The organism is Caballeronia sp. DA-9, assembly GCF_051615025.1.
GTDB classification, from domain to species: domain Bacteria; phylum Pseudomonadota; class Gammaproteobacteria; order Burkholderiales; family Burkholderiaceae; genus Caballeronia; species Caballeronia sordidicola.
On sequence record NZ_CP195133.1, the window covers coordinates 1350265 to 1370587 of the forward strand.

The 20323-nt window shown below is 59.7% G+C and carries 20 protein-coding genes and 2 tRNA genes; 12 read left to right on the forward strand and 10 right to left on the reverse strand.

The features are described from left to right. Positions 1 to 2: 2 nt before the first annotated feature. The 6 genes from ACRWA7_RS22245 (at position 3) to ACRWA7_RS22270 (ending at position 6801) form a co-directional block, all read left to right on the forward strand. Positions 3 to 1523 carry a sugar ABC transporter ATP-binding protein gene (locus ACRWA7_RS22245; protein WP_438396092.1) on the forward strand — a complete coding sequence of 507 codons (1521 nt, stop codon included), beginning with the start codon at positions 3 to 5 and terminating at the stop codon, positions 1521 to 1523. 174 nt (positions 1524 to 1697) lie between these two features. Beyond that, positions 1698 to 2687, forward strand: a complete 990-nt coding sequence (locus ACRWA7_RS22250; RefSeq protein WP_438396094.1) for a fatty acid desaturase — start codon at positions 1698 to 1700, stop codon at positions 2685 to 2687. Then, on the forward strand, positions 2684 to 3904 hold the full coding sequence (locus ACRWA7_RS22255; protein WP_438396095.1) for an NAD(P)/FAD-dependent oxidoreductase: 1221 nt from the start codon (positions 2684 to 2686) through the stop codon (positions 3902 to 3904). Before ACRWA7_RS22250 ends, ACRWA7_RS22255 begins: the two co-directional genes overlap by 4 nt. Before the next feature lie 22 nt (positions 3905 to 3926). Beyond that, positions 3927 to 5027 (forward strand): zinc-binding dehydrogenase, encoded by a 1101-nt coding sequence (locus ACRWA7_RS22260; RefSeq protein ID WP_438396745.1) that lies wholly within the window; start codon positions 3927 to 3929, stop codon positions 5025 to 5027. Further along, the gene (locus tag ACRWA7_RS22265; protein ID WP_438396098.1) at positions 5024 to 5896 is read left to right on the forward strand and encodes an alpha/beta hydrolase; all 873 of its coding nucleotides are present in this window, start codon (positions 5024 to 5026) and stop codon (positions 5894 to 5896) included. The genes ACRWA7_RS22260 and ACRWA7_RS22265 overlap by 4 nt, the downstream gene beginning before the upstream one ends. After that, positions 5893 to 6801 (forward strand): LysR substrate-binding domain-containing protein, encoded by a 909-nt coding sequence (locus ACRWA7_RS22270; RefSeq protein WP_438396099.1) that lies wholly within the window; start codon positions 5893 to 5895, stop codon positions 6799 to 6801. Before ACRWA7_RS22265 ends, ACRWA7_RS22270 begins: the two co-directional genes overlap by 4 nt. A gap of 38 nt (positions 6802 to 6839) precedes the next feature. Here the strand turns inward: ACRWA7_RS22270 and ACRWA7_RS22275 are convergent, their stop codons facing one another. From ACRWA7_RS22275 to ACRWA7_RS22315, 9 genes are all read right to left on the reverse strand, one after another. Next, on the reverse strand, positions 6840 to 7634 hold the full coding sequence (locus tag ACRWA7_RS22275) for an IclR family transcriptional regulator (RefSeq protein ID WP_438396101.1): 795 nt from the start codon (positions 7632 to 7634) through the stop codon (positions 6840 to 6842). Between the two features lie 19 nt (positions 7635 to 7653). Next, on the reverse strand, positions 7654 to 8391 hold the full coding sequence (locus tag ACRWA7_RS22280; RefSeq protein WP_438396105.1) for an amino acid ABC transporter ATP-binding protein: 738 nt from the start codon (positions 8389 to 8391) through the stop codon (positions 7654 to 7656). 8 nt (positions 8392 to 8399) lie between these two features. Beyond that, positions 8400 to 9092 (reverse strand): amino acid ABC transporter permease, encoded by a 693-nt coding sequence (locus ACRWA7_RS22285; protein ID WP_060816826.1) that lies wholly within the window; start codon positions 9090 to 9092, stop codon positions 8400 to 8402. 37 nt (positions 9093 to 9129) lie between these two features. Further along, positions 9130 to 9924, reverse strand: a complete 795-nt coding sequence (locus ACRWA7_RS22290; protein ID WP_438396108.1) for an ABC transporter substrate-binding protein — start codon at positions 9922 to 9924, stop codon at positions 9130 to 9132. A gap of 41 nt (positions 9925 to 9965) precedes the next feature. Then, a complete protein-coding gene (locus ACRWA7_RS22295; RefSeq protein WP_438396747.1) occupies positions 9966 to 10874 on the reverse strand; it encodes an arginase family protein in 909 nt (302 codons plus the stop codon). 417 nt (positions 10875 to 11291) lie between these two features. Continuing rightward, on the reverse strand, positions 11292 to 12464 hold the full coding sequence (locus tag ACRWA7_RS22300; protein ID WP_438396110.1) for an iron-containing alcohol dehydrogenase: 1173 nt from the start codon (positions 12462 to 12464) through the stop codon (positions 11292 to 11294). 22 nt (positions 12465 to 12486) lie between these two features. After that, positions 12487 to 13806: an MFS transporter gene (locus ACRWA7_RS22305; protein WP_438396112.1), complete on the reverse strand. Its 1320-nt coding sequence runs from the start codon at positions 13804 to 13806 to the stop codon at positions 12487 to 12489. A 58-nt stretch (positions 13807 to 13864) separates the two neighbouring features. Continuing rightward, positions 13865 to 14677, reverse strand: a complete 813-nt coding sequence (locus ACRWA7_RS22310; protein ID WP_438396113.1) for a class II aldolase/adducin family protein — start codon at positions 14675 to 14677, stop codon at positions 13865 to 13867. Between the two features lie 104 nt (positions 14678 to 14781). After that, a complete protein-coding gene (locus tag ACRWA7_RS22315; RefSeq protein ID WP_438396115.1) occupies positions 14782 to 15690 on the reverse strand; it encodes a LysR family transcriptional regulator in 909 nt (302 codons plus the stop codon). A 258-nt stretch (positions 15691 to 15948) separates the two neighbouring features. Between ACRWA7_RS22315 and ACRWA7_RS22320 the strand changes: the two genes are divergently transcribed. The 3 genes from ACRWA7_RS22320 to ACRWA7_RS22330 all read left to right on the forward strand — a co-directional run bounded on the left by ACRWA7_RS22320 (position 15949) and on the right by ACRWA7_RS22330 (position 17997). Continuing rightward, a complete protein-coding gene (locus tag ACRWA7_RS22320) occupies positions 15949 to 16515 on the forward strand; it encodes a carboxymuconolactone decarboxylase family protein (protein WP_438396116.1) in 567 nt (188 codons plus the stop codon). 27 nt (positions 16516 to 16542) lie between these two features. After that, the gene (locus ACRWA7_RS22325; RefSeq protein WP_438396119.1) at positions 16543 to 17214 is read left to right on the forward strand and encodes a peroxiredoxin-like family protein; all 672 of its coding nucleotides are present in this window, start codon (positions 16543 to 16545) and stop codon (positions 17212 to 17214) included. 66 nt (positions 17215 to 17280) lie between these two features. Continuing rightward, a complete protein-coding gene (locus ACRWA7_RS22330; RefSeq protein ID WP_060816822.1) occupies positions 17281 to 17997 on the forward strand; it encodes an SDR family oxidoreductase in 717 nt (238 codons plus the stop codon). Here ACRWA7_RS22330 and ACRWA7_RS22335 read toward each other — a convergent pair. Continuing rightward, positions 17974 to 18906, reverse strand: a complete 933-nt coding sequence (locus tag ACRWA7_RS22335) for a LysR substrate-binding domain-containing protein (RefSeq protein ID WP_438396122.1) — start codon at positions 18904 to 18906, stop codon at positions 17974 to 17976. The genes ACRWA7_RS22330 and ACRWA7_RS22335 overlap by 24 nt on opposite strands. A 509-nt stretch (positions 18907 to 19415) precedes the next feature. Between ACRWA7_RS22335 and ACRWA7_RS22340 the strand changes: the two genes are divergently transcribed. The 3 genes from ACRWA7_RS22340 to ACRWA7_RS22350 all read left to right on the forward strand — a co-directional run bounded on the left by ACRWA7_RS22340 (position 19416) and on the right by ACRWA7_RS22350 (position 20314). After that, positions 19416 to 19491: transfer RNA gene (locus tag ACRWA7_RS22340), tRNA-Glu, on the forward strand. 72 nt (positions 19492 to 19563) lie between these two features. Beyond that, a tRNA-Asp gene (locus ACRWA7_RS22345) sits at positions 19564 to 19640 on the forward strand. A gap of 209 nt (positions 19641 to 19849) precedes the next feature. Next, entirely contained in the window at positions 19850 to 20314 is a 465-nt protein-coding gene (locus ACRWA7_RS22350; protein WP_060816820.1) for a GNAT family N-acetyltransferase, read from the forward strand. Positions 20315 to 20323 lie beyond the last annotated feature (9 nt).

Below are 20323 nucleotides of genomic sequence, written 5' to 3' on the forward strand. Positions count from 1 at the left end.
TCATGCAATCGGACATTTCCCCGCAACCTCCGCTGCTCGAAGTCTCGAACATCTGCAAGCAGTTCGGCAGCGTTGTAGCGCTGGATAAAGTCAGCTTCGACATTCGCGCGGGAGAAGTGCATGCGCTGGTTGGAGAGAACGGCGCCGGCAAGTCGACGCTGCTCGCCATCATGAATGGCCTGCAGCGTCCCGACCGTGGAGAGATGCGGCTGGACGGGACCGCGCTGGCGCTCGATGGCCCTGCGGCAGCGCGCGGCCATGGCGTCGTGCTCGTTCATCAGGAACTGGCGTTGTGCCCGAACATGACGGTTGCGGAGAACATCTTTCTTGGCAACGAACCGCGGTCACGGCTTGGCAATATCGACACCGCGCAGATGGAAGAGCGCGCAAGACAGTTGTTGAGCGCAATGCATGTTGCCATCGACTGCCGTGCGCAAGTGTCGTCGCTCGGATTGAGCCAGCGGCAACTCGTGGAGATCTGCAAGGCGCTGGCGTCCAAACCGCGTGTCCTGATCCTCGACGAACCCACCGCTTCGCTTACGAGCGAGCATGTCGATACGCTGCTTGCCATGCTGGATCGCCTGCGCTCGGCGGGGCTCGGGATTGTGTACGTGTCGCATCGGCTGGAAGAAGTGCTGCGCGTGGCCGACAGAATCACGGTGCTGCGTGACGGAAAATCGGTCGCGCACTTTGGCGCGCACGGCACGACGCCCGAACAACTCGTGCAGGCAATGGTAGGCCGCGAACTCGGCGAACGCTTTGCGCCGCGCCGCGCGAACGCGCCCGGCGCATTGTTGCTCGAAGTGGATGGACTGGGCGCGAAAGGACGATTCAGCGATGTGTCGCTCCATTTGCGCGAGGGCGAGATTGTCGGGATCGCGGGGCTGCTTGGCTGCGAACGCGAATCGGTGATTCGTGCGCTGTTTGGATTGCAGCGCGTGGACAAGGGAGAAATCCGGATTGGCGGCGTCATGCAACGGCTAACCACGCCGAGGCGCGCGATCGCTTGCGGACTGGCATACCTACCGGCGGACCGCAAGGCCGAAGGCCTGGTTCCCGCCATGTCCGTGCATGACAATCTCGCGCTCACCACGTTGCGCCGGATCACGCGCGCGGGGCTGGTGTCGAGGCGCCGGCGCGACCTGCTCAGCCGCGGCCTGATCGAGCGGCTTGCGATCAAGGCACGAGACCCGAATCGAGGCGTGGTCAATCTATCGGGCGGCAATCAGCAGAAAGTCGTGCTTGGAAAATGGCTGGCACGGGACGCCCGGCTGTTTGTCGTAGAAGAGCCCACCCGCGGAGTGGATGTGGGCGGCAAGCCGCAGATCTGGGAAGCGCTGCAATCGGTGACCGACGAAGGCAAGGGCATCTTGCTGGTATCGAGCGAATTGCCGGAATTGATGGCTTTGTGCGACCGGATCGTGGTCATGAGCCGGGGCCGCGTCACCGGCCATTTCGCGCGTGCCGATTTCGATGCCGAAGCCATCGCGCACTGCGCCGTGAGCGCCGTGAACGCGATTTGAGCCGCGCGCGCGGCGCGCATTGACGCGTCCGGTCCCTCTTAAGGCTTCATGAATGGACGCGTTCAAACAATGAATTGGTCAGAGGTCAAGCGAATCCCTACGATGACATCAATGGCGCCGGGCGCGATACAAGCGTCCGGCGAAAGTGAAATCAAGTGTCTCGCAGGTGGACGAATGACAAACGATGGATTGAACGCAAGCAGACTGGGCAGCGAGGAATGGCCGCTCACTGGCGGCGCGATGGTGCCGAAGAAAAGCCTTAAGGTGCTGCGCGAACGCAGCAACGTTCCCGGCTTGCTGCATCTCGTGGCTCACATTGGCGCGTTGCTTCTGACAGGCAGCATGATTTACCTGTCGATCGGAACGCTGTGGATCATTCCTGCAACCTTGCTGCACGGCGCGATCATCGTCCTTCTGTTCGCGCCCTTGCATGAATGCTCGCACGGCACCGCGTTTCGCTCGCGCTGGCTGAATACGACGGTCGGCATGTTCGCCGCGGTGGTCAGCATGAGGCCGTTCCTGTATTTCAAATATCGTCATACGGCGCACCATACCTACACGCAGCACGAACATCTGGACCCGGATATCGTGCCGTTTCCGTCCACGCTGCGCGAGTATGCCCTGCTGATCCTTGGCGTGTCGTTCTGGCCGAAGATGATCGGAACATACTGGCGCGGTTTGACTGGCCGGTTTTCGCCAGTGGAACTCAGCTTCATTCCCGCGAGCGATATTCGCCGCGTGCGCCGCGAGATCGTCCTTACGCTGGCTTTGTATGTTGCCGTGGCCATGATTTCTATCGCGCTTCATTCGTGGGCCGCGGTGATCTACTGGCTTCTGCCGCGCTTTGTCGGCGAACCGGTGTTGCGCGCAATCCGCATGGCCGAACACACCGGCGCAGAAGAAAGTCCGGACCTGCTGGCGAACACCCGCACCACGCTCGCCAATCCGGTTTTCCGGACGCTGTACTGGAACATGCCGTTTCACGCCGAACATCATGTGGCGTCGTCGGTGCCGTTTCATGCGCTGGCGCGCTTGCACAAGGAAATGCGCCCGCATCTGAATTGCGTGGCGAACGGTTACGTTGAAGTGCATACGCAGATCATCCGGGAAATCCTGGCCCGCAGGCGTTTTGCACGGCAGTCGTCCACAGGCGGTCCGGCATGACGGATGGGACATCGCAGGCGGTCGTGATAGTCGGTGCGGGACACGCGGGCGGCCGCGCCGCGATCAATCTTCGCCAGCACGGTTTTACCGGGCGCATCACGCTTCTTGGCGACGAAACGCATCCGCCTTATGAGCGCCCGCCTTTATCGAAAGACGTGCTGACCGGCGTGGCGCAGCCGCAATCGACGCATCTCGTTGCCGCAGGTGGCTGGGATGCCATTGACGTGCAGCTGAAATCCGGCGATGCGGTTGTCGAAATCGATCGTGGACGCGGTGTGGTACGGCTCGACGGCGGCGAAAGCATTCCATACGACACGCTGATTCTCGCAACCGGCGCGCGAGCGCGGACTTTCCCAGGCCGCATTGAAGCAGGCGCGCCGGTGTATACGCTGCGTACGCTCGCAGATGCCGCCGCGCTCGCGCCTCGCCTGCGCCGCAACGCGCGAATCGCTGTGCTCGGCGCGGGTTTTATCGGACTGGAAGTTGCGTCCAGCGCGCTGCAAAAGGGCGCGCGCGTGACGGTGATCGAAGCAGCGCCGCGTCCGCTCATGCGCTTGCTGCCCGCCGATTTCGCATATTGGATGACGTGGCTTCACGCGTCCCATGGAGTCGATCTTCGGTTCGATAGCCGCGCCGCGCGGCTGCGCGCGAATGGAATCGAGATGGAGCAGGGCGCCGCGATTGCCGCCGACGCGATCGTGGTCGGAATCGGTGCTCAGCCAAATGATGAACTTGCGGCGCTCGCGGGTCTGGATGTAGAGGACGGCGTGCTCGTCGACGAAGATTGCCGCACGGAAGATCCACGCATCTTTGCCATTGGCGATGTTGCGCGACTGCGCGCCACGCAAGCGCAGCCGACATCGCGGATCGAATCGTGGCGCAAAGCCGAAGACGATGCTGGCAGGGTAGCAGCGGTGCTGTGCGGCGTGCCGGCGCGCACACGCGATGTTCCCTGGTTCTGGACGGATCAGTTCGGGCGCAACATCCAGTTGGCGGGCGAACCGTCCGACCGCTTCACGCCCGTGTTGCGAGGCAATCCCGACTGCGGTTCGTTTGTGATCTATTACCTCGAAGGCGACGTGCTGCGCGGCGTGATCGGGGTGGATTGCGGACGCGACGTGCGCTCGGCCCAGAAGCTGATTCAGTCTCGCGCCGGCATCGATCCGTCGACGCTTCCTGCGCCGAAAGCGAAGGCCGCCAAGACCGTTTCAGCGTGATATTTCCCTCTAGAGATCCATGATAAAAAGTCTTGCCGCAATTTGCGTGGCCCCTCATTTGCCTTTTGTCATCGATGAAATCCTGGTCGATGGTCCAGGAGCGGGCGAAGTGCTGGTCGAAATAGCGGCGAGTGGCTTGTGCCACACGGACCTCACTGCAATCGAAGGCAGCAATTCGAGTTGCGTATATCCGGCTGTGCTGGGACATGAAGGCGCGGGACGGGTGATCGAAACGGGGCCGGGCGTCGGCACGCTGCGTCCAGGCGATCACGTGATCCCGCTCTATGGTCCGGAATGCGGCGTATGCAAGATGTGCCTGAGCCGGCGCACGAACCTGTGCTGGTCGATCAAGTCCACGCGCGACCGTGGCGTCATGCCCGACGGCTCGCCGCGCTTTCGATGGCAAGGCGAGCCGTTGCACCATTTCATGGGAACGTCGACGTTCTCGCGCTACACGGTGGTGCCCGAGATCGCACTGTGCAGAATCCGCGAGGACGCGCCGCTCGACACCGTCTGCCTGCTGGGTTGTGGCGTAACCACGGGCGTTGGCGCTGCGCTCGCCGACGTCCGCGAGGGCGACAACGTGGTGGTGTTCGGCCTGGGCGGTATCGGCGTGAATATCGTGCAGGGTGCGCGCATTGCAGGGGCACATGCAATCATCGGCGTGGACCTGCATGCGTCGAAAGCGCAAATAGCGCGGGAGCTTGGAATGACGCATTACGTCGATGCCAGCGCGGGACGGGTTCTCGAAGAAATCCGCGATGTGTGCGACGGTGGCGCCGACGTCGCTTTTGAATGCACGGGTCATGTGGCCGTGATGCGCCAGGCGCTCGATTGTTGCCATGCCGGATGGGGTACGTGCGTGCTGCTCGGCGTGGAACCGCGCGACGCGCTTATGCAGGTGCCACCGGTTGCCGTGCGCTATGGGCGCACCGTGAAGGGCAGTTATTTTGGCGGCGTGCGCGGGCGTACGGGCCTTGGACGCATTGTCGATCTATACATGGACGGGCATATCGACATCGACCGTCTCGTCACCCATCGCCTGCCATTCGAGCAGATCAACCGCGGCTTTGAACTGATGGTTTCGGGCGAGTCGCTCAGAAGCGTGGTGTCGTTCACGTGACGACGGATCCTGCTGCAGATCCCGAAATCGAGTCGCAATATTTCTTCTCCGCGCGCTATCCCGAGAGGCAACGAGTGTATGACGCGATCGACCGCTTGAGTGCGGATGTTCGCGACACGCACGCGTGCACGCTCGACGTACCCTATGGCGGCCACGAACTGGAAAGGGTGGATTTGTTCGGAGGCCGACCCGGCGCTCCCTTGCTCGTTTTCATTCACGGCGGTTACTGGCGTAGCATGGACAAACGTTCTTTCTCGTTCGTCGCCGGGCCGTTCACCAAGCTGGGTTATTCTGTCGCGGTGTTGAATTATCCGCTTGCGCCTGAAACGCCCTTGCCGGGCATTGCGGCAAGCATCGACCGTGCGCTTCGCTGGTTGAACGACGCAGGGCGGCTACGGTTGCCGCGTTTTTCCTCGATCGTGCTGGCGGGACATTCCGCGGGCGGACACCTTGCCGCGCTGGCTGCGACGTTGTTCGAAAGCTCGGCCCGCGATGCTTCGCCCGTCGCGGGATGTGCTTGCATCAGTGGGATCTTCGACCTTGAGCCTTTGATGAAAACAAGCCTTGCTTCACACATAGGGTTGGCATCGGCCGATGTCGAAACGCTCAGCCCGATCGCATTGCAGCCTTTCGAGGGCTGGATGATTCTCGGCGTGGGGGCAGAGGAGACGGCCGGGTTTATCGACTCGCAGACCAAGCGCTTTGCGGCCTGCCGTGATTCACACGGGCTGGAGACCACGGTCACGTTGCTCGCCGCCAGCAACCACTACACGGTACTCATGGACCTCGCCCGCGACGACGGGCTGATCTTGAGTGCTATCGAAGCCCGCGTGAACGGGGCGAATCATACGGGGTGCGAACCGGCATGACGCCCGAACGGCCGCGCGAGCGTAAGCTCGCTTTCGTCAACTTCAACCAGCTACGGTCTTTTTACGCTGTTGCTCAGGAGATGAGCTTCACGAAAGCGGCGTTGCTGCTTCATATTGGCCAGCCGACCCTGACCGTCCAGGTCAAGCAACTCGAAGAAAATTACGGCGTCGAACTTTTCATTCGTTCTTCGAAGGGCTTGCAGCTCAGCGAAACGGGAATGGCGCTGTTCGCTGTTGCACGGCAAATTTTCGAACTGGAGGAACAAGCGGTCGACCTGCTGTGTTCGACTGGCGAAGCGGTGTCGGGATCGATACGCATCGGCACCGTTGGCCCGTTTTTTGTGATGAAATTGCTGGCTAAGTTCACGCAACGATATCCGCTGGTTCAGGTTTCCATCGACAGCGACAATTCCGATGGCGTGCTCAGGAAGATCCTGGATTCAAGTACGGACGCCGCGATCACCGGCAGCATCATTAACGATGCGAGGCTTTACTCAAGACACCTCGGTTCTCACGAGATTCTCGTCTTTGTGAATTCTTCTCATCCGTGGGCGCTCCTTGACAGTATCAAGCTCGCGCAACTCGACGGCCAGCGCATGATCATGCGCGAGCGCGGGTCGATGACACGTACCGCTTTTGAAAAGGAACTGACGCAACATCGCGTGAACCCGAAAATCGTCATGGAGGTGTCGCGTGACGCAGTCCGGGAGGCGGTGATGGAGGGCCTGGGCATTGGCATCGTGTCTCAGGCGGAGTATCGGTCCCACGACAATCTTCACGTCCTGCACATTTCAGATCACAAGAGCTTCACGCATTCCTATGTTGTGTGCTTGCGGTCGCGAAGAGGCGCGAAAGCGATTGCTGCCTTTACGGATCTCGCGGAGTCCAGCATCGAAGCCCGGTGATTTTGTAGTACGAGTAATTGCTATAGCCGCCGCAGCGTTCACCGCGCACGCGAGGTACTTGAACCGCCGATTGCGCGGGCAGTCTCGAGGACTTGCGGTCCAATCTCGTCGATGACTTTTGACAGCGTCCAGCGGCTCGAAGGCGCGGAGACGTTCACGGAGCCGACGGGTTTGCCGTTGGGCGCCAGAATTGCCGCGCTGACATTGATATCGCCGTTGTAATACTCGCCGTTCGCCCAGGCGAATCCGTTCGTGCGCGCCTCGGCCAGCAGAGCTTCGAGTTTTGCCAGGTCGGTGATGGTCTCCGTGGTGTAGGCGACCCGCGTGCACGCCGCCAGCATCTCCGACGCGCGCTCCGGCTCGAGCCGTGAAAGCAGGGCGCGTCCCGACGCCGTGCAATAGACCGGCAGCCGCATGCCGATCGGCATGTTGACGAACATTTCTTTTTGCGCCGGAAACCGCGAAACGTACACCATGTCGAGACCGTCGAGTTCGGCAAGGCTGCATGTTTCCTGACATGCCCGATTCAACGAATGCAGATAAGGGTTCGCATTACTGATCAACTGGCTGGTTTGCAGATAACGCAACCCAACTTCCAGCGAGCGCGGCGCGAGTGAATACTCCTTGCTGACATCGTTCTTGCGTAGGTAGCCGAGCGTGACGAGCGTATGCGTGAAGCGTTGGGCTGCGCTCTTGCTCATGTTCGCGGCAAGCGCCAGGTCGGCGAGTTTCATCGACGAATGGTCTTCCCGGAAGGCTGCCAGTAGATGCAATCCGCGTGCGAGCGACGTAATAAAAAGACGCGAATCTTCTGGATTGTCCTGTTCGCTCATGCTAGTTCCGTGGTCAAGGTCATACCAGGATCTGGCCGAGAAATTCGCGGGCGCGCGGTGTCTGCGGAGCGCGGAAGAAATCCGCGGGCGTGCCCGTTTCCACCACCTCCCCGCGGTCCATGAAGACAACGCGGTCGCCTACCTCGCGTGCAAAACCCATTTCGTGTGTGACGCATACCATGGTCATGCCGTCGCGCGCGAACTGAACCATGGCGTCCAGTACTTCCTTCACCATTTCCGGATCGAGCGCGGAGGTCGGCTCATCGAACAGCATGACTTTCGGCTCCATGCAGAGGCTGCGCGCAATCGCTACACGCTGCTTTTGGCCACCCGACAACTGGCCTGGGTATTTGCCTGCGTGCTGCGCGATTCTAACGCGCTCGAAATAGCGCATGGCGCGCTCTTCGGCTTCGCGAACGGGCATCTTCTTGACGAGCCGCAGCGCCACCGTGCAGTTCTGCAGCGCGGTCAGGTGAGGAAATAGATTGAAGTGCTGGAACACCATGCCAACGTCGGCGCGAATGCGCTGGATGTTGCGGATGTCGCTGTTCATCTCGATGCCGTTCACCCTGATCTGTCCTTCCTGATGTTCCTCGAGCCGGTTCAGCAGCCGGATGGTGGTCGACTTTCCCGAGCCGGACGGTCCGCAAAGGATCAGCTTTTCGCCTGGCTGCACATGCAGGTCGACCCCGTTCAGCACCTTGAAGTCGCCATACCATTTCGACACGCCTTTCATCGCGATCATCGGATCTTGCATGGCGTCGCTCATATCTTGGTAATGGGGTTGTGTTCGGATGCGCCGTCCCAGTAACCGGGTACGGTCAGGCGCTTCTCAATACGGCGAAACACGTACGACAGCACGCTGCACATCAGAAAGTAGATCGCACCGACCATCGAATAGACGAGCAGCGAGCGGAACGTGGCGCCAGCCAGCATCTGACCAGCGCGCATCAGTTCATACACGCTGATTACGGCGACGAGTGACGTGTCCTTGACGAGGACGAGTGCGTAATTGCCCAGAGCGGGGAAAATCGTGCGCAGCGCTTGCGGCATGACAATCACACGCAGCCGCTGGATGCGCGTAAGGCCGAGCGCGCGCGAAGCCTCGAACTGGCCGTTATCCACGGACTGAATCCCGCCACGGAACAACTCCGCGAGATAAGCGCCAAAGTTGATCGTAAGCCCGAGCACACCGGCGGGAAAACCGGGCATGACAATACCCAGTTCGGGCAAGCCGTAATAGATGAAAAAGAGCTGCACGAGAAGGGGCGTGCCACGCACGATTTCGATGTACGTCTTCGCCGACGTGCGCAGCCATGCATGCCCGGACATGCGGGCGAAACAGACCAGAAGCCCGACGGCGACCGCAAGCAGCGCTGACGCAAAGAACAGCGCCAGCGTCCACGTCGCGCCTTCGGATAGTGGCTCCAGATAGGTTTTTAACGTATCCCAGGTCATCGGATGCCTTTGTTCTTGTCCTGCCACGTGCACCAGATCATTTCGCTTCCAGATTGGCGACGCCCCATTTAGTGAGGATGGCACGCAGTTCGCCATCCTGCTTCATCGTGGCGATAGCGTGGTTGATCGCATCCAGCAGGGGCTGATTGTTCTTTTGCACCGCGCCAGCCACAAACCAGCTCTTTTGCGGGTGGTAGGCGTCGTCCAGCTTCACGCCCGGAATGGACTTCAGCTTGATCTGGTACAAGACGCTAGGCGGATCCACCACGCCGAGATCCACCCGGCCTGCGCGAATGTCCGCGAGCAGCGAAAAGTAATCGGGATAAGTCGATACCTGCGTGCCCGGCAGATCCTTGATCATTTTGTACTGCACACTGTCCACGAGCGTGCCGACCTTTTCACCCTTGAAGTCATCGAGGCGGCCGAAGTGCTTCGGCTGTTTGTCGCTGACTACCACGCCTTCGCCCCAGCCATATACGGGTGTCGTGAAATCGACCACCTTGCTTCGTTCATCGGTTACGAAAAGAGGGGCCGACATCAAGTCCGCGCGACCCGAAGTCAAGGTCGGGATGAGGCCGTCGAAGGGCACATCGATGAGTTTGACCGTCACGCCCATCTGCTTGCCGATCCCTTGCGCGAGATCGACCATGATGCCCTTGAGCGTGTTCGATGCCGGATCCATGAAGCCATGCGGCGGACTTGATGCAGTCGTGACGACAGTGAGCGTTTTGCTTGCGAGCACTTCGTCGAGCGAATGAGCGTGCGCTGCATGAGCAAGCAGGCTCGCCGACACGACGATGACGGACGCCAAAATTGATTCGGATTTTCTCATGAAAGATCCTGTTGATCGGTCAAGGGCATTGGAAGAGGGCTTCACGAAGCGTGGCGCGTTGCAGCCAGCCGCGGCGTTTGCGCAGCCAGCGCGCAGCATTCATGCATGACGGTTGCGGCGAGGAAGGCTGTGGTCTCGCCGATATCCTGTGCGGGAGAGACGGTATTCACGTCGAAGGCGACGAAGTTCAAGCCAGCGAGCGCACGAAGCAGCGCCAGTCCTTCCTTCGCATTCAGTCCGCCCCATTCGGGCGTGCATACGCCTGGCGCACATGACGGATCGAAGATGTCCATGTCGAAGCACAGGTAGACCGGTCGTGTCCCGATCCGCTGCCGGATCCGCTCGATACATGCTCGCGGGTCGGCATCGAATTCGGCGAATGGAATCACGTTATATCCAAGGGACCGGCCGAACCCGAGTACGCCGTCCATGAATGTCGTGCCGCGTGCGCCAACGTGAAAGCTGCGTTCGACATCGAGCAGCTTTTCTTCCGCCGCGCGGGTGAAGGTCGTGGCTGTGTTGAAACCTTCAATTGCGTAGGTATCCGTATGAGCGTCGATATGAAGCACCACGAAATCGGGGTGATGCTTCGCGACGGCGCGAAGCTGCGGAAGCGTGACCGCACCATCGCCTCCCATCGAAATGGGTACGGCGCTGGCCGCGATGATCGCGTCGATTGCGGACTCGATCAGCGGGTAGCTCCTCTCGATTTCTCCAGGATGGCAGTTGACATTGCCGAGATCGATCAGGCGCAGGAAGTCGACTGCGTTTGCGTGAGCTCCCGCTGCGTCGACAAAGAACGGGCGAAGCAGATGGGACTGACGGCGAATGGCGTCGGGGCCTTCGCGTGAACCGACCCGAAACGGATGCGTCCCGCAGTCGAAAGGAATGCCGATCACGCATGCGAGCGCGGGCGATTCGTCCGCACCGCGCCGCGTGGGCACGTTCATGAAACTGCGATGGGATGTGAGGTGTTCAATGTCGTTTGGAAACATCAGGTTCGGTCCTTTCGCGTTGCGGCACACAACAGAAAAGAGCGTATCCGCGCCTAATTAATTGCACAACGGATCATAATTATCGCTATGCGATACAAATTCCCTGATTTGCCGATGTCCCCTCGATTTCCACTGAGAATAGGCGAAGATTTTCACGCCGGTAGAACGGCGTTCAAGGAGCGGTGTTCGAGTAACTCGCGAACAAGGGTTCCGCTTTAAATCGCGGGAATACAAGACTTGCGAAGGGACATTGTCATCAAAACTCTTCGCCGACCACTTCGATGGGAATCCTGATTATTTATTTGCGCCGGCAAGCATGGACTTACCACGCACTAAAGCATCGACACGCGATATCGAGAAAGCATTCCCGCGTCAGAATGTTCCATCGATACCACGCGACAGCAGCATTGCCATGTCATCGGCTGTTGGATAGCGCGGGTTGACTGCAACGTTGCCTGAAGTCATCGCTTCGCCGATGACTGCGTCAAAGCACGCCGGCGTGACGCCGAAGTCCGCGAGCGTCTGCGTGATGCCGATATCCTGCCTGAGCACGTGTACCGCCTGCGCTGCGTGATTGGCTGCCTCGCTGTTCGACAAGCCCGCAACGTCATGACCGAGCAAAGCCGCGACGCGGGCATATGCGTCCGGATTGGCGGAAGCGTTGTACGCCATTACCGCGGGAAGCATGATCGCATTCACCAGACCGTGCGGAATTCCGAACTTATTACCGAGCGGCAATGCAAAAGCGTGTACCAGTCCCAAACGGGTTGCATTGAAGGCAATACCGGCCATGGCGCTGGCGAGCAACATGTCGCCGCGTGCATCGATGTCGTCTCCGTGATGCGTGGCTCGCCGCAGGCTTTTGTGGATCAGAGCGATAGCCTGGTATGCCAGTGCTTCGGTGAACGGTTGATTCGCCTTGTTGACACACGATTCGATTGCATGAGTAAGCGCGTCCATGCCAGTGGCCGCAGTAAATTTCGCGGGCAGACTGACCGTGAGTTCAGGATCAAGCAGGCCGATGCGCGGCAGGTTGTGAACGCTTCCAATTGAAATCTTGACGTCGGCGTCGGTGTCGGAAAGAACCGACCAGATTGTCAATTCACTTCCGGTGCCGGCCGTCGTCGGTATGGCAATGACAGGCGCACCGGCATGCGGCACCTTGCCAATGCCGACGTAGTCACGAATAGTGCCCGCGTTACGCAACATCAAGCCAATCGCCTTTGCCGTATCGAGCGCACTTCCACCGCCGACGCCAACGATCAGGTCGCACGACTTGTCGCGTGCCAGCGCAATGCCATCCGTTATGGACTGGACTGCCGGGTCGCTCTCGACGTCCGTAAAAGCGAAGGCAGCAATGTTGGCTGCTTCGAGCGTGCTCGTGACCCGCCCGACAATTCCCGCGGCCTTGACACCGGGATCCCCAACCACGAGCACGCGCTTACCGCCAAGCTGTCTGACGAAGTCCGGCAACCTGGCCAGATTGCCGCGACCGTATTCAATGATGGTCGGCACGTTGAAACTGAACGATGCACCTTGAAGCATGGTTTTTTCCCGAACCTTGAGTTTAAACAGTTGCGTCGGCACGGTCGCGCAGCGCGGCTATCCACAAAAGACCGTTGAGCGCGGCTGAAGCCAGTAGGGCGTATCCAGCCACATAGAAACCGCTGCCCGCGTTTCCGCCACGCGCAGCCCAGCCAACCAGAATAGGTCCGACCGCGCCGCCCCAGTTGCCGATGAAATTCACCAAGCCTGCTGACGAGCCGATCTGGTTGCGGGGTACGAGGCTCAGGGTCCACGACCACCAGATACCGATACCGGAGTAAAGACAGATGCCGGTCACGACCAGCATGGCCATGGACGCGAAGAGGTTGTCGCGAATAAGCGGCTGCAACAGGATGGCGATACCGCCAATGACCAGCGGAACAATGAAATGCCAGTTGTCCGCGTGGCCGGCACGGTTCGACCAGCGAGTGTTCAGATACAGGCCGAGCGCGGCGAAAGCAAATGGAATCGCCGTCAGGACTGAAACATTGCCAATGCCGGTCGCCGACAACTGTTTGATCAGTGCCGGAAGCCACAATCCAAAGCCGTATAGGCCTGTAAGCCAGAGGAAATACGCTGCGCCGATACCCCAGATCAGCGGGCGGCGCAGCACTGCGGAAAACGGAGCGGCATCTCCGGTCGACACATCGCGGCTCGACAGGATCATGCTGCGTTCAGCGGCGGAAATGCGCGTGTCATGCTCGGGTGCGCTATTGCCGAGCCACGCCCAGGCGAGAGCGAGCGCAAGCAGCGGAACGCCCTGGACAATGAACATGACGCGCCAGTCCGTCAGATGGATCAGTGCGCCTGCGATTGGCGCCATCAACGCTGACGAGAGAGGCAGTACGTACTGCGCGAGATTGACCGCCCGGCTGCGTTCGCTGCTGGGAAACCATCGCATGATGATGGTCGCGAAGCTCGGCCAGATTGCGCCTTCGGCCACGCCCATCACAAAGCGAATGCCGACGATCTGGTCGTAAGTGCTCGCCACGCCAGACGCTATGCCCGTGACGCCGACAACCGCCAGACTCGTCACGATGACCCATTTCGGGCCAAAGCGATTCGCCAGCCAGCCGCCGGGTATCTGCATCACCACGTAGCCCCAGAAGAAGGCGGCCAGCAGAAAGCCGGTGACCACGCCAGTCATTCCGAACTCGCGGATCATCTCGGGTGCAGCCACGCTGATATTGCTGCGGTCAACGTAGCAGCCAAGATAGGCGAGAAAGATCAGTGTGCCCATTCTGATCCAGCGCGCACGCGCAACGCGTGTGCCGGCTGCGGAGGCAAGCGCACCGTGCCGGGTCATATCGGCGTCCGCCGGTTTAGTGAGGGTGTCTGCCATGACGTCTCCAGATAACTATTTTTTGTAGGTGCGACGCGAATCGTGGATGAACGGGAGGTTAATCGAAGAGGTCAGGCTCATTGCGCGCAATGGCGTCATAGATCGGCTGAAAGTGCAGCCATGCCATGAATGGCGTTGCAAGATGATTGCGCGAATGGATCGCCGCCTCGCGGCCGATTACCTTGAGCGGTGAGCCCGTGGACTCGGCTTTGATCTGTATCTCGCATGCCCGCTCAAGCGCGATGAACCACCAGGCGGCTTCATCGACACTTTCACGGCCCGCGGAAAACAGGCCGTGATTCTGATGAATGGCGGCCTTGTTGTCGCCGAATGCGGCCGCAACCGCTGCGCCGGCGTCGCGCTCGACCACCACGGCGCCCGCTTCCTCGGTAATCACGACATGGTCTTCAAAAAAGCTGCATGCGGTTTGCGTGATGGGATCGAGCGGACGTCCGAGCGCGGCCCACGCCATGCCGTTGGTCGTGTGAGCGTGGCAGGATGCGACGATATGCGGGTTCGCCTGGTGAATGGCCGAATGCAGCACGAAGCCGGCGCGGTTGACCGCCCATGTCCCCTCTACGACGTTGCCCTCGTGATCGACTAGCAGAAGATCCGAAACCCGCACCCGGCCGAAGTCCATGGCAAATGGATTGGTCCAGTAGAGGTTGGTGTGCTCCGGGTCGCGAACGGTGATGTGCCCGGCGAAGCCGTATTCGTACCGGTATTTGGCGAAGACCCGGCACACGGCGGCGAGACGTTGCTTACGGTGGAGGCGCTCTTCGGCCACGCTCGCAAATTCCGGGTATTGCGGAAAATACAGGCCCTTTTGATCCGGGCGGTAGACGGTGCTGGGTTCGGCGCGTTGAAGCATGAATGGACTCCGCTTTGATGGGTCCGTTCAGTTTAAAAAAGCGCGAGGGGATTAACTAATCACCAAATCGCGCCAGTCCATAAGCGCAGGTAATGTCTCAGGGTTCACCCTATTACTTTTGCCATGCCGCCTTCGCCGGCGAGCTCGCGAACGTGATCGATAAAGTCGAGCATGAGCTGCGAGCGCGGCGCGGACCGGTTGATCATTAAAAGACTCTTGAATTCGACACGCGGAATAAGCGGACGGCTGACGAGACCCGGTAGCGGCAGTTCGCGAAGCAGATCGGGCTCGACCAGCGCGATGCCTGCGCCATTGAACGCCAGCATGATTCCGGTTATCGACAGGCCGACGCCCACCGTGATGTTCAGTGCGACCCCGGCGTCGCTCATTGCCTTATCCACGTAGGGCCGCAAAAGGGCCTGCGGAAGGTACGTGATGATGGGGTAGGGCATCAGATCATGCGGTGAAATGGACTCCAACGCCGCGAGCGGATGAGAGTCTTTAAGCACGCAGGCGATGCTTCCGCTTGAAAGCACTTCCGTCTCCACGTATGCGCTGATTACCGGTTCGTAGGACACGCCAATGTCCGCCTCGCGATTGATGACGCGCTCCAGAACCACGGGCGAGCCGAGTGCCTGGATTGCGATGCGTGCGTGAGGCCGGTCGTGCAAAAAGCTCGCCACTGCCCGCGCAAGGAGACCGTTGGCAAGCGGCGATGTCGCGGCAACAGATAGCGAGCCGCGCAGGCCGCCTGCCAGATCGCGTGAAAGCCGTTCGACCGCTTCCAGTCGATTGAAAATCTCGGCGACGTCGGGTAGCAAGGCCTCGGCTTCCGGTGTGGGGCGTAGCCGACCATTGACCCGGTCGAAAAGCGACATCTGCAGCCGGCTTTCGAAGTGCTTGAGCACGGCGCTGACCGCAGGCTGAGTCACGTTGAGTGACTCAGCCGCGCCCGTGATCGATCCCGTTCTCATGATTGCGTGAAAAACCTCGACGTGCCGCAGATTGAGCATGATTAGTCGCGCGGGGAAGTGGGGTGAAAGTCAAATTCTAATGTTTCACAATGCCGCCTCTTTCGGAATTGCGAAATAGATTCGTTCAGTAACCACCATGCCGCGCTCGCAACAATGCTCGATCACTCTCTTCGGCCCCGCTTGGCTCCCGAGCTTTATGCCTATAGGGAATGAGTGTTATCGACAGCACGTGCCTTCTGGAAGGATGGCAAGCCCTCCATCATTTGCTCACGTTATTCAACACCAAGGAGCAAAACGATGAGCACATTCCAAACCTACACGATCGAAACCGCACCCGATGGATCGAAGGCCGGTCTCGACGGCGCAAAGCGGGCTTTCGGCTTTGTGCCGAACCTTCAGGCGCATATGGCCGAGTCACCGGCACTTCTCGCTGGCTACTCGGCGCTGTGGGATCTGTTTTCGAAAAGCTCGCTGACACCGCACGAGCAGCAAGTCGTCTATCTGACCTCCAACTTCGAAAACAACTGCCATTACTGCATGGCGGGTCACAGCGCGCTCGCCAAGATGATCAAGATGGACGCGGGCGTGATTGCGTCCCTTCGTGCAGGGACGCCGTTGCCCGATGCGAAACTTGAAGCCCTGCATCTGTTCACCACGCTCGTGGTCCGTCAGCGGGGCTTTGTTCCTGATGCAGATGTCGATGCCTTTCTCGCTGCCGGGTACACCCGCCAAAACGTGCTCGAAGTCGTACTGGGCGTCGCGACGAAGGTGATGAGCAATTACACGAACCATATCGTCCATACCGAACTCGACGCCTTCATGAGCGGCAACGAGTGGACGAAGCCGGCTACGGTCGCCGCGTAACCCATCCTGCTCAACCGGAGAATGCTCATGTCACTGCAAGACAAGCTCGACGCCTTCAGGGCCGACTTCAAGGCGGGAAAACCGCCGTTCAACGCGCCGCCGGAGATTCATCCCGTCATGGAGCGGGCCACGGCCGAACTGATCGCGAGCGGCCAGGCGAGCCGCGCCATCAAGGCGGGAGACCGTGCGCCTCAATTCATCCTGAAAGATCAGGACGGCAACGATGTTTCGTCAGCCGCGTTGCTCGGGAAGGGGCCACTGGTGGTCACGTTTTATCGTGGCGTGTGGTGTCCGTATTGCAATATCGAATTGCAGGCAATCAACGAAGTGCTGCCCAAGATCCAGTCATACGGCGCGAACGTCGTGGCCATCTCGCCGCAGATCGCCGTCAACAGCCGAAAGTCCGTGCGGACCAACGATCTGGGATTTCCTGTATTGAGCGACGCGAAAGGCCAGACGGGCGCTGACTTCGGACTGCGGTTTGCGTTGCCGGATTATCTGATCGATCTGTACAAGAAGCTCAAGAACGATCTACCGGCTTTCAACAACGACCCCGGCTGGACGTTGCCGATGCCCGCACGTTACGTCATTGGCCGCGACGGCATTGTGTTGTATTCGGAAGTCAATCCGGACTACACGCGGCGTCCCGATCCATCGGACATGTTTCCGGTTCTGGAAAAGGCCATAGCCAGGGCGTGAACGCATGTCTTCCCGCGCCGCTCGATGCGGCGCGGCCCGGACTGCTCAAAGCAAGGGAGATAATTAATGACGCATCGAACCTTTTTGATCACCGGCGCGACCAAGGGCATTGGCCGCGCATTGACCGAGCGCCTGCTTCATGCCGGCCACCATGTTGTCGGGCTCGCGCGCGAAGCAACCGAATTTCCGGGCGAACTGATTCGTGTCGATCTCGCTGACCGCGCCGCAACAGCCGCCGTGCTGCAGGATGTGTCGGCCCGCTACACGTTGGACGGCGTTGTCAACAATGTCGGATTGGTAAAACCGCAGCGTCTTGGCGAGATCAGTCTCGACGACCTCGACGATGTCTTCGCGCTCAACCTGCATCCAGCGGTGCAGATCGTTCAGGCGCTGCTGCCCGGCATGCGCCAGCGTGGCTGGGGCCGGGTCGTCAACATATCGAGCCTGACGGTGCTCGGCATGACGCAGCGCACGGCCTACGCCGCCGCGAAAAGCGCGTTGGTAAGCTTTGCGCGCACCTGGGCGCTGGAGCTTGCAGATAGCGGTATTACGGTCAACTCGGTGTCTCCGGGTCCCACCGAAACTGAATTGTTCCGAGCGAACAATCCGGTAGGCAGTGAAGGTGAGCAGCGATACCTCTCGGCCGTTCCAATGGGCCGTTTCGGCAAACCCGATGAGATCGCGGCGGCCATTGCGTTCCTGCTCTCGGACGAGGCCGCATTCATCACGGGGCAAACGCTTTACGTCGATGGCGGCGCGTCAATCGGCAAGCTCGGTTTCTGACGGACCGGCAGCGTTTTTGGCCGACGCATTGCTTAGTATTTCTTCCACGAATGCGACGAAGGCCCGGGCCTTCGCGCTTACAAGGCGGCCAGCGGGGAACACGGCCCATAGGTCTATCGATGGCAACTCCCAGTCGCTGAGCACTTCCTTGACTGTGCCATTTCCGAGTTCAGGGGAGAACATCCATTCCGAAGCAATGGCAATTCCCATATCTCCCAGCACGGCGGTACGCATGCCCTCGGCAGCGCTCACGCTGACACGGCCGGACACGACCACGGCAACCTCCTTGCCGTCCTGGCTGAACGACCACGATTCCCCGCCGCCGCGCAACGAATACACGATCGCCTGATGCTGACTCAGGTCAGCCGGTGACTTTGGCAATCCCGCGCCGGAAAAATAGGCCGGCGTACCCACCACCACGCGCCGGCTTCGTGAAATCCGGCGCGCGGTCATGGCGGAATCGTCGAGCGAGCCCATGCGCAAGGCGACATCCACCCCGTGTTCAAGCAGGTCGATAGTGCGATCGTCGAGCACGATATCGATTTGCAGCCTCGGATGGCGCTGCAGAAAAATCTTCAGGGCGGGCAAAATGTGCAGCCGTGCGAACGTCACGGCGGCGCTGACGCGCAGCGTGCCAGACAGTGCCGCCGACGTTTCGCGTACGGCCTGTTCGGCGAATTCCACCTCTTCGATGGCACGCCGCGCATGTTCATAGAAGCGCTGGCCCGCGTCGGTTGGCGTGAGGCCGCGTGTCGAGCGCAGCAGGAGGCGCACGCCTAGACGTGTCTCAAGTTGTGCAATCGACTTCGACACAGCCGGCTGGCCAAGCTTGAGCCGCTTGGCGGCGGCGGAAAACGAGCCGGCTTCCACGACGCTGACGTATGTTTCCATTGCTGCCATCCGGTCCATGCGAGTGTCTCTCCTTCAGCGGCTTGCAGATATATGGAAAGTCTAGCGCGCTTGCGCGACAGGGCTTGCCTCCCGTGTTTGCGCGATGCTCATGCGCGTAGGCTGCAATTCGAACCAAGCCAACCCACGATAGAAAATTCTTGCGCGGTGAAAAGGTCACTGCGTATAATTGCGTTCTTCGCTGCCGTGACTTTCCGAGATGGGTTGTTCAAGACTGTTTCAGCGCGAGATGTTGCTGGAAAGAGGCAATTCGTAGATCAAGTACTGCGCTCGCACGAGATGGACTACCGGGTCCGCGGGAGCCGAGTGGATCTGCTTCAAACTCCAAGGCATCGGATAAAAAAGGCTTCACAAGATTCAAAAAGCTGTTTATAATGTCGTTCTTCGCTGATCACTGAAACAAAACTGATTAAGCAATTCGAATGATCAAGAAGTTTTTAATCTCGATTAATCGGAAAATAGTCAGGTGTTAAGCGGAAGTAGTTAAAGACATTAACTGAAAAGTTTATGTCCCCTTCGTCTAGAGGCCTAGGACATCACCCTTTCACGGTGAGTACAGGGGTTCGAATCCCCTAGGGGACGCCAAAACATCGGCGGCTGCTAGAAGCGCTGCAAGCTTGATGAGTCGACCAACCTCTCAAGCCGATGAAAAGAAGTGGAGCGGTAGTTCAGTTGGTTAGAATACCGGCCTGTCACGCCGGGGGTCGCGGGTTCGAGTCCCGTCCGCTCCGCCAACGCGTTGTAAAGAAAAAATCCAGCTTATGCTGGATTTTTTTCGTTGGGCGTCAGGTTTTCGGGTTGGCGCGCTTTACGTTGCGTGGCGTCGTGGGGCATGCACATGCGGCGCCTACGTCAACAAAATTACGTGCCCGGAAAACTCTCCATTGCCAGCGCGCGCCGCCTGACTTAGTGTGATGACCTGATTCAGTGCTTTCATCGCGCAATGCTCGACCCCACCGAAGCCCTCTCGCCATTCATGTTGCGCCTTGCGTCGATGGACGATTTTTCGTTCGCCGAAGCGCTCACGCGCAGCAACATGAACGGGTACTACCGCCGTCACAATCTCGTGTGGCGCAGCGATCTGTTCCTCGGGAGCTGGCGGGAATCCGAAAACTTCGTGCTCGAGTGCGATGGAAAAGCCATCGGCGTGATGCGAGTGACCGAAGAAGACGAATCGCTTCATATCCGCGATGTCCAGGTCATCGAAGGCTGGCGCCGGACCGGTGCAGGGACGTTTCTTCTGGACACGGCGCATCGATGGGCGCGTGCACGCGGATTGAAGGAAACGCAGTTGCGTGTTTTCGTCGATAACCCCGCGGCCCGGCTTTACATTCGCATGGGATACAAGCCCGCGGGTTCGCGGCTCGCGCAGTTTGGCGCGATCCGGCATATGGTGCGCAGCGTCTGACGGACCGTG

What these genes read in the sequence shown, in the direction of transcription:
- ACRWA7_RS22330 (WP_060816822.1), top strand. Translation starts at nt 17,281, where the DNA reads ATGACGCATCGAACCTTTTTGATCACCGGCGCGACCAAGGGCATTGGC.
- ACRWA7_RS22320 (WP_438396116.1), top strand. Translation starts at nt 15,949, where the DNA reads ATGAGCACATTCCAAACCTACACGATCGAAACCGCACCCGATGGATCG.
- ACRWA7_RS22335 (WP_438396122.1), bottom strand. Translation starts at nt 18,906, where the DNA reads ATGGACCGGATGGCAGCAATGGAAACATACGTCAGCGTCGTGGAAGCC.
- ACRWA7_RS22310 (WP_438396113.1), bottom strand. Translation starts at nt 14,677, where the DNA reads ATGCTTCAACGCGCCGAACCCAGCACCGTCTACCGCCCGGATCAAAAG.
- ACRWA7_RS22305 (WP_438396112.1), bottom strand. Translation starts at nt 13,806, where the DNA reads ATGGCAGACACCCTCACTAAACCGGCGGACGCCGATATGACCCGGCAC.
- ACRWA7_RS22350 (WP_060816820.1), top strand. Translation starts at nt 19,850, where the DNA reads ATGCTCGACCCCACCGAAGCCCTCTCGCCATTCATGTTGCGCCTTGCG.
- ACRWA7_RS22295 (WP_438396747.1), bottom strand. Translation starts at nt 10,874, where the DNA reads ATGAACGTGCCCACGCGGCGCGGTGCGGACGAATCGCCCGCGCTCGCA.
- ACRWA7_RS22300 (WP_438396110.1), bottom strand. Translation starts at nt 12,464, where the DNA reads ATGCTTCAAGGTGCATCGTTCAGTTTCAACGTGCCGACCATCATTGAA.
- ACRWA7_RS22255 (WP_438396095.1), top strand. Translation starts at nt 2,684, where the DNA reads ATGACGGATGGGACATCGCAGGCGGTCGTGATAGTCGGTGCGGGACAC.
- ACRWA7_RS22280 (WP_438396105.1), bottom strand. Translation starts at nt 8,391, where the DNA reads ATGCAAGATCCGATGATCGCGATGAAAGGCGTGTCGAAATGGTATGGC.
- ACRWA7_RS22275 (WP_438396101.1), bottom strand. Translation starts at nt 7,634, where the DNA reads ATGAGCGAACAGGACAATCCAGAAGATTCGCGTCTTTTTATTACGTCG.
- ACRWA7_RS22285 (WP_060816826.1), bottom strand. Translation starts at nt 9,092, where the DNA reads ATGACCTGGGATACGTTAAAAACCTATCTGGAGCCACTATCCGAAGGC.
- ACRWA7_RS22250 (WP_438396094.1), top strand. Translation starts at nt 1,698, where the DNA reads ATGACAAACGATGGATTGAACGCAAGCAGACTGGGCAGCGAGGAATGG.
- ACRWA7_RS22290 (WP_438396108.1), bottom strand. Translation starts at nt 9,924, where the DNA reads ATGAGAAAATCCGAATCAATTTTGGCGTCCGTCATCGTCGTGTCGGCG.
- ACRWA7_RS22270 (WP_438396099.1), top strand. Translation starts at nt 5,893, where the DNA reads ATGACGCCCGAACGGCCGCGCGAGCGTAAGCTCGCTTTCGTCAACTTC.
- ACRWA7_RS22245 (WP_438396092.1), top strand. Translation starts at nt 3, where the DNA reads ATGCAATCGGACATTTCCCCGCAACCTCCGCTGCTCGAAGTCTCGAAC.
- ACRWA7_RS22325 (WP_438396119.1), top strand. Translation starts at nt 16,543, where the DNA reads ATGTCACTGCAAGACAAGCTCGACGCCTTCAGGGCCGACTTCAAGGCG.
- ACRWA7_RS22315 (WP_438396115.1), bottom strand. Translation starts at nt 15,690, where the DNA reads ATGCTCAATCTGCGGCACGTCGAGGTTTTTCACGCAATCATGAGAACG.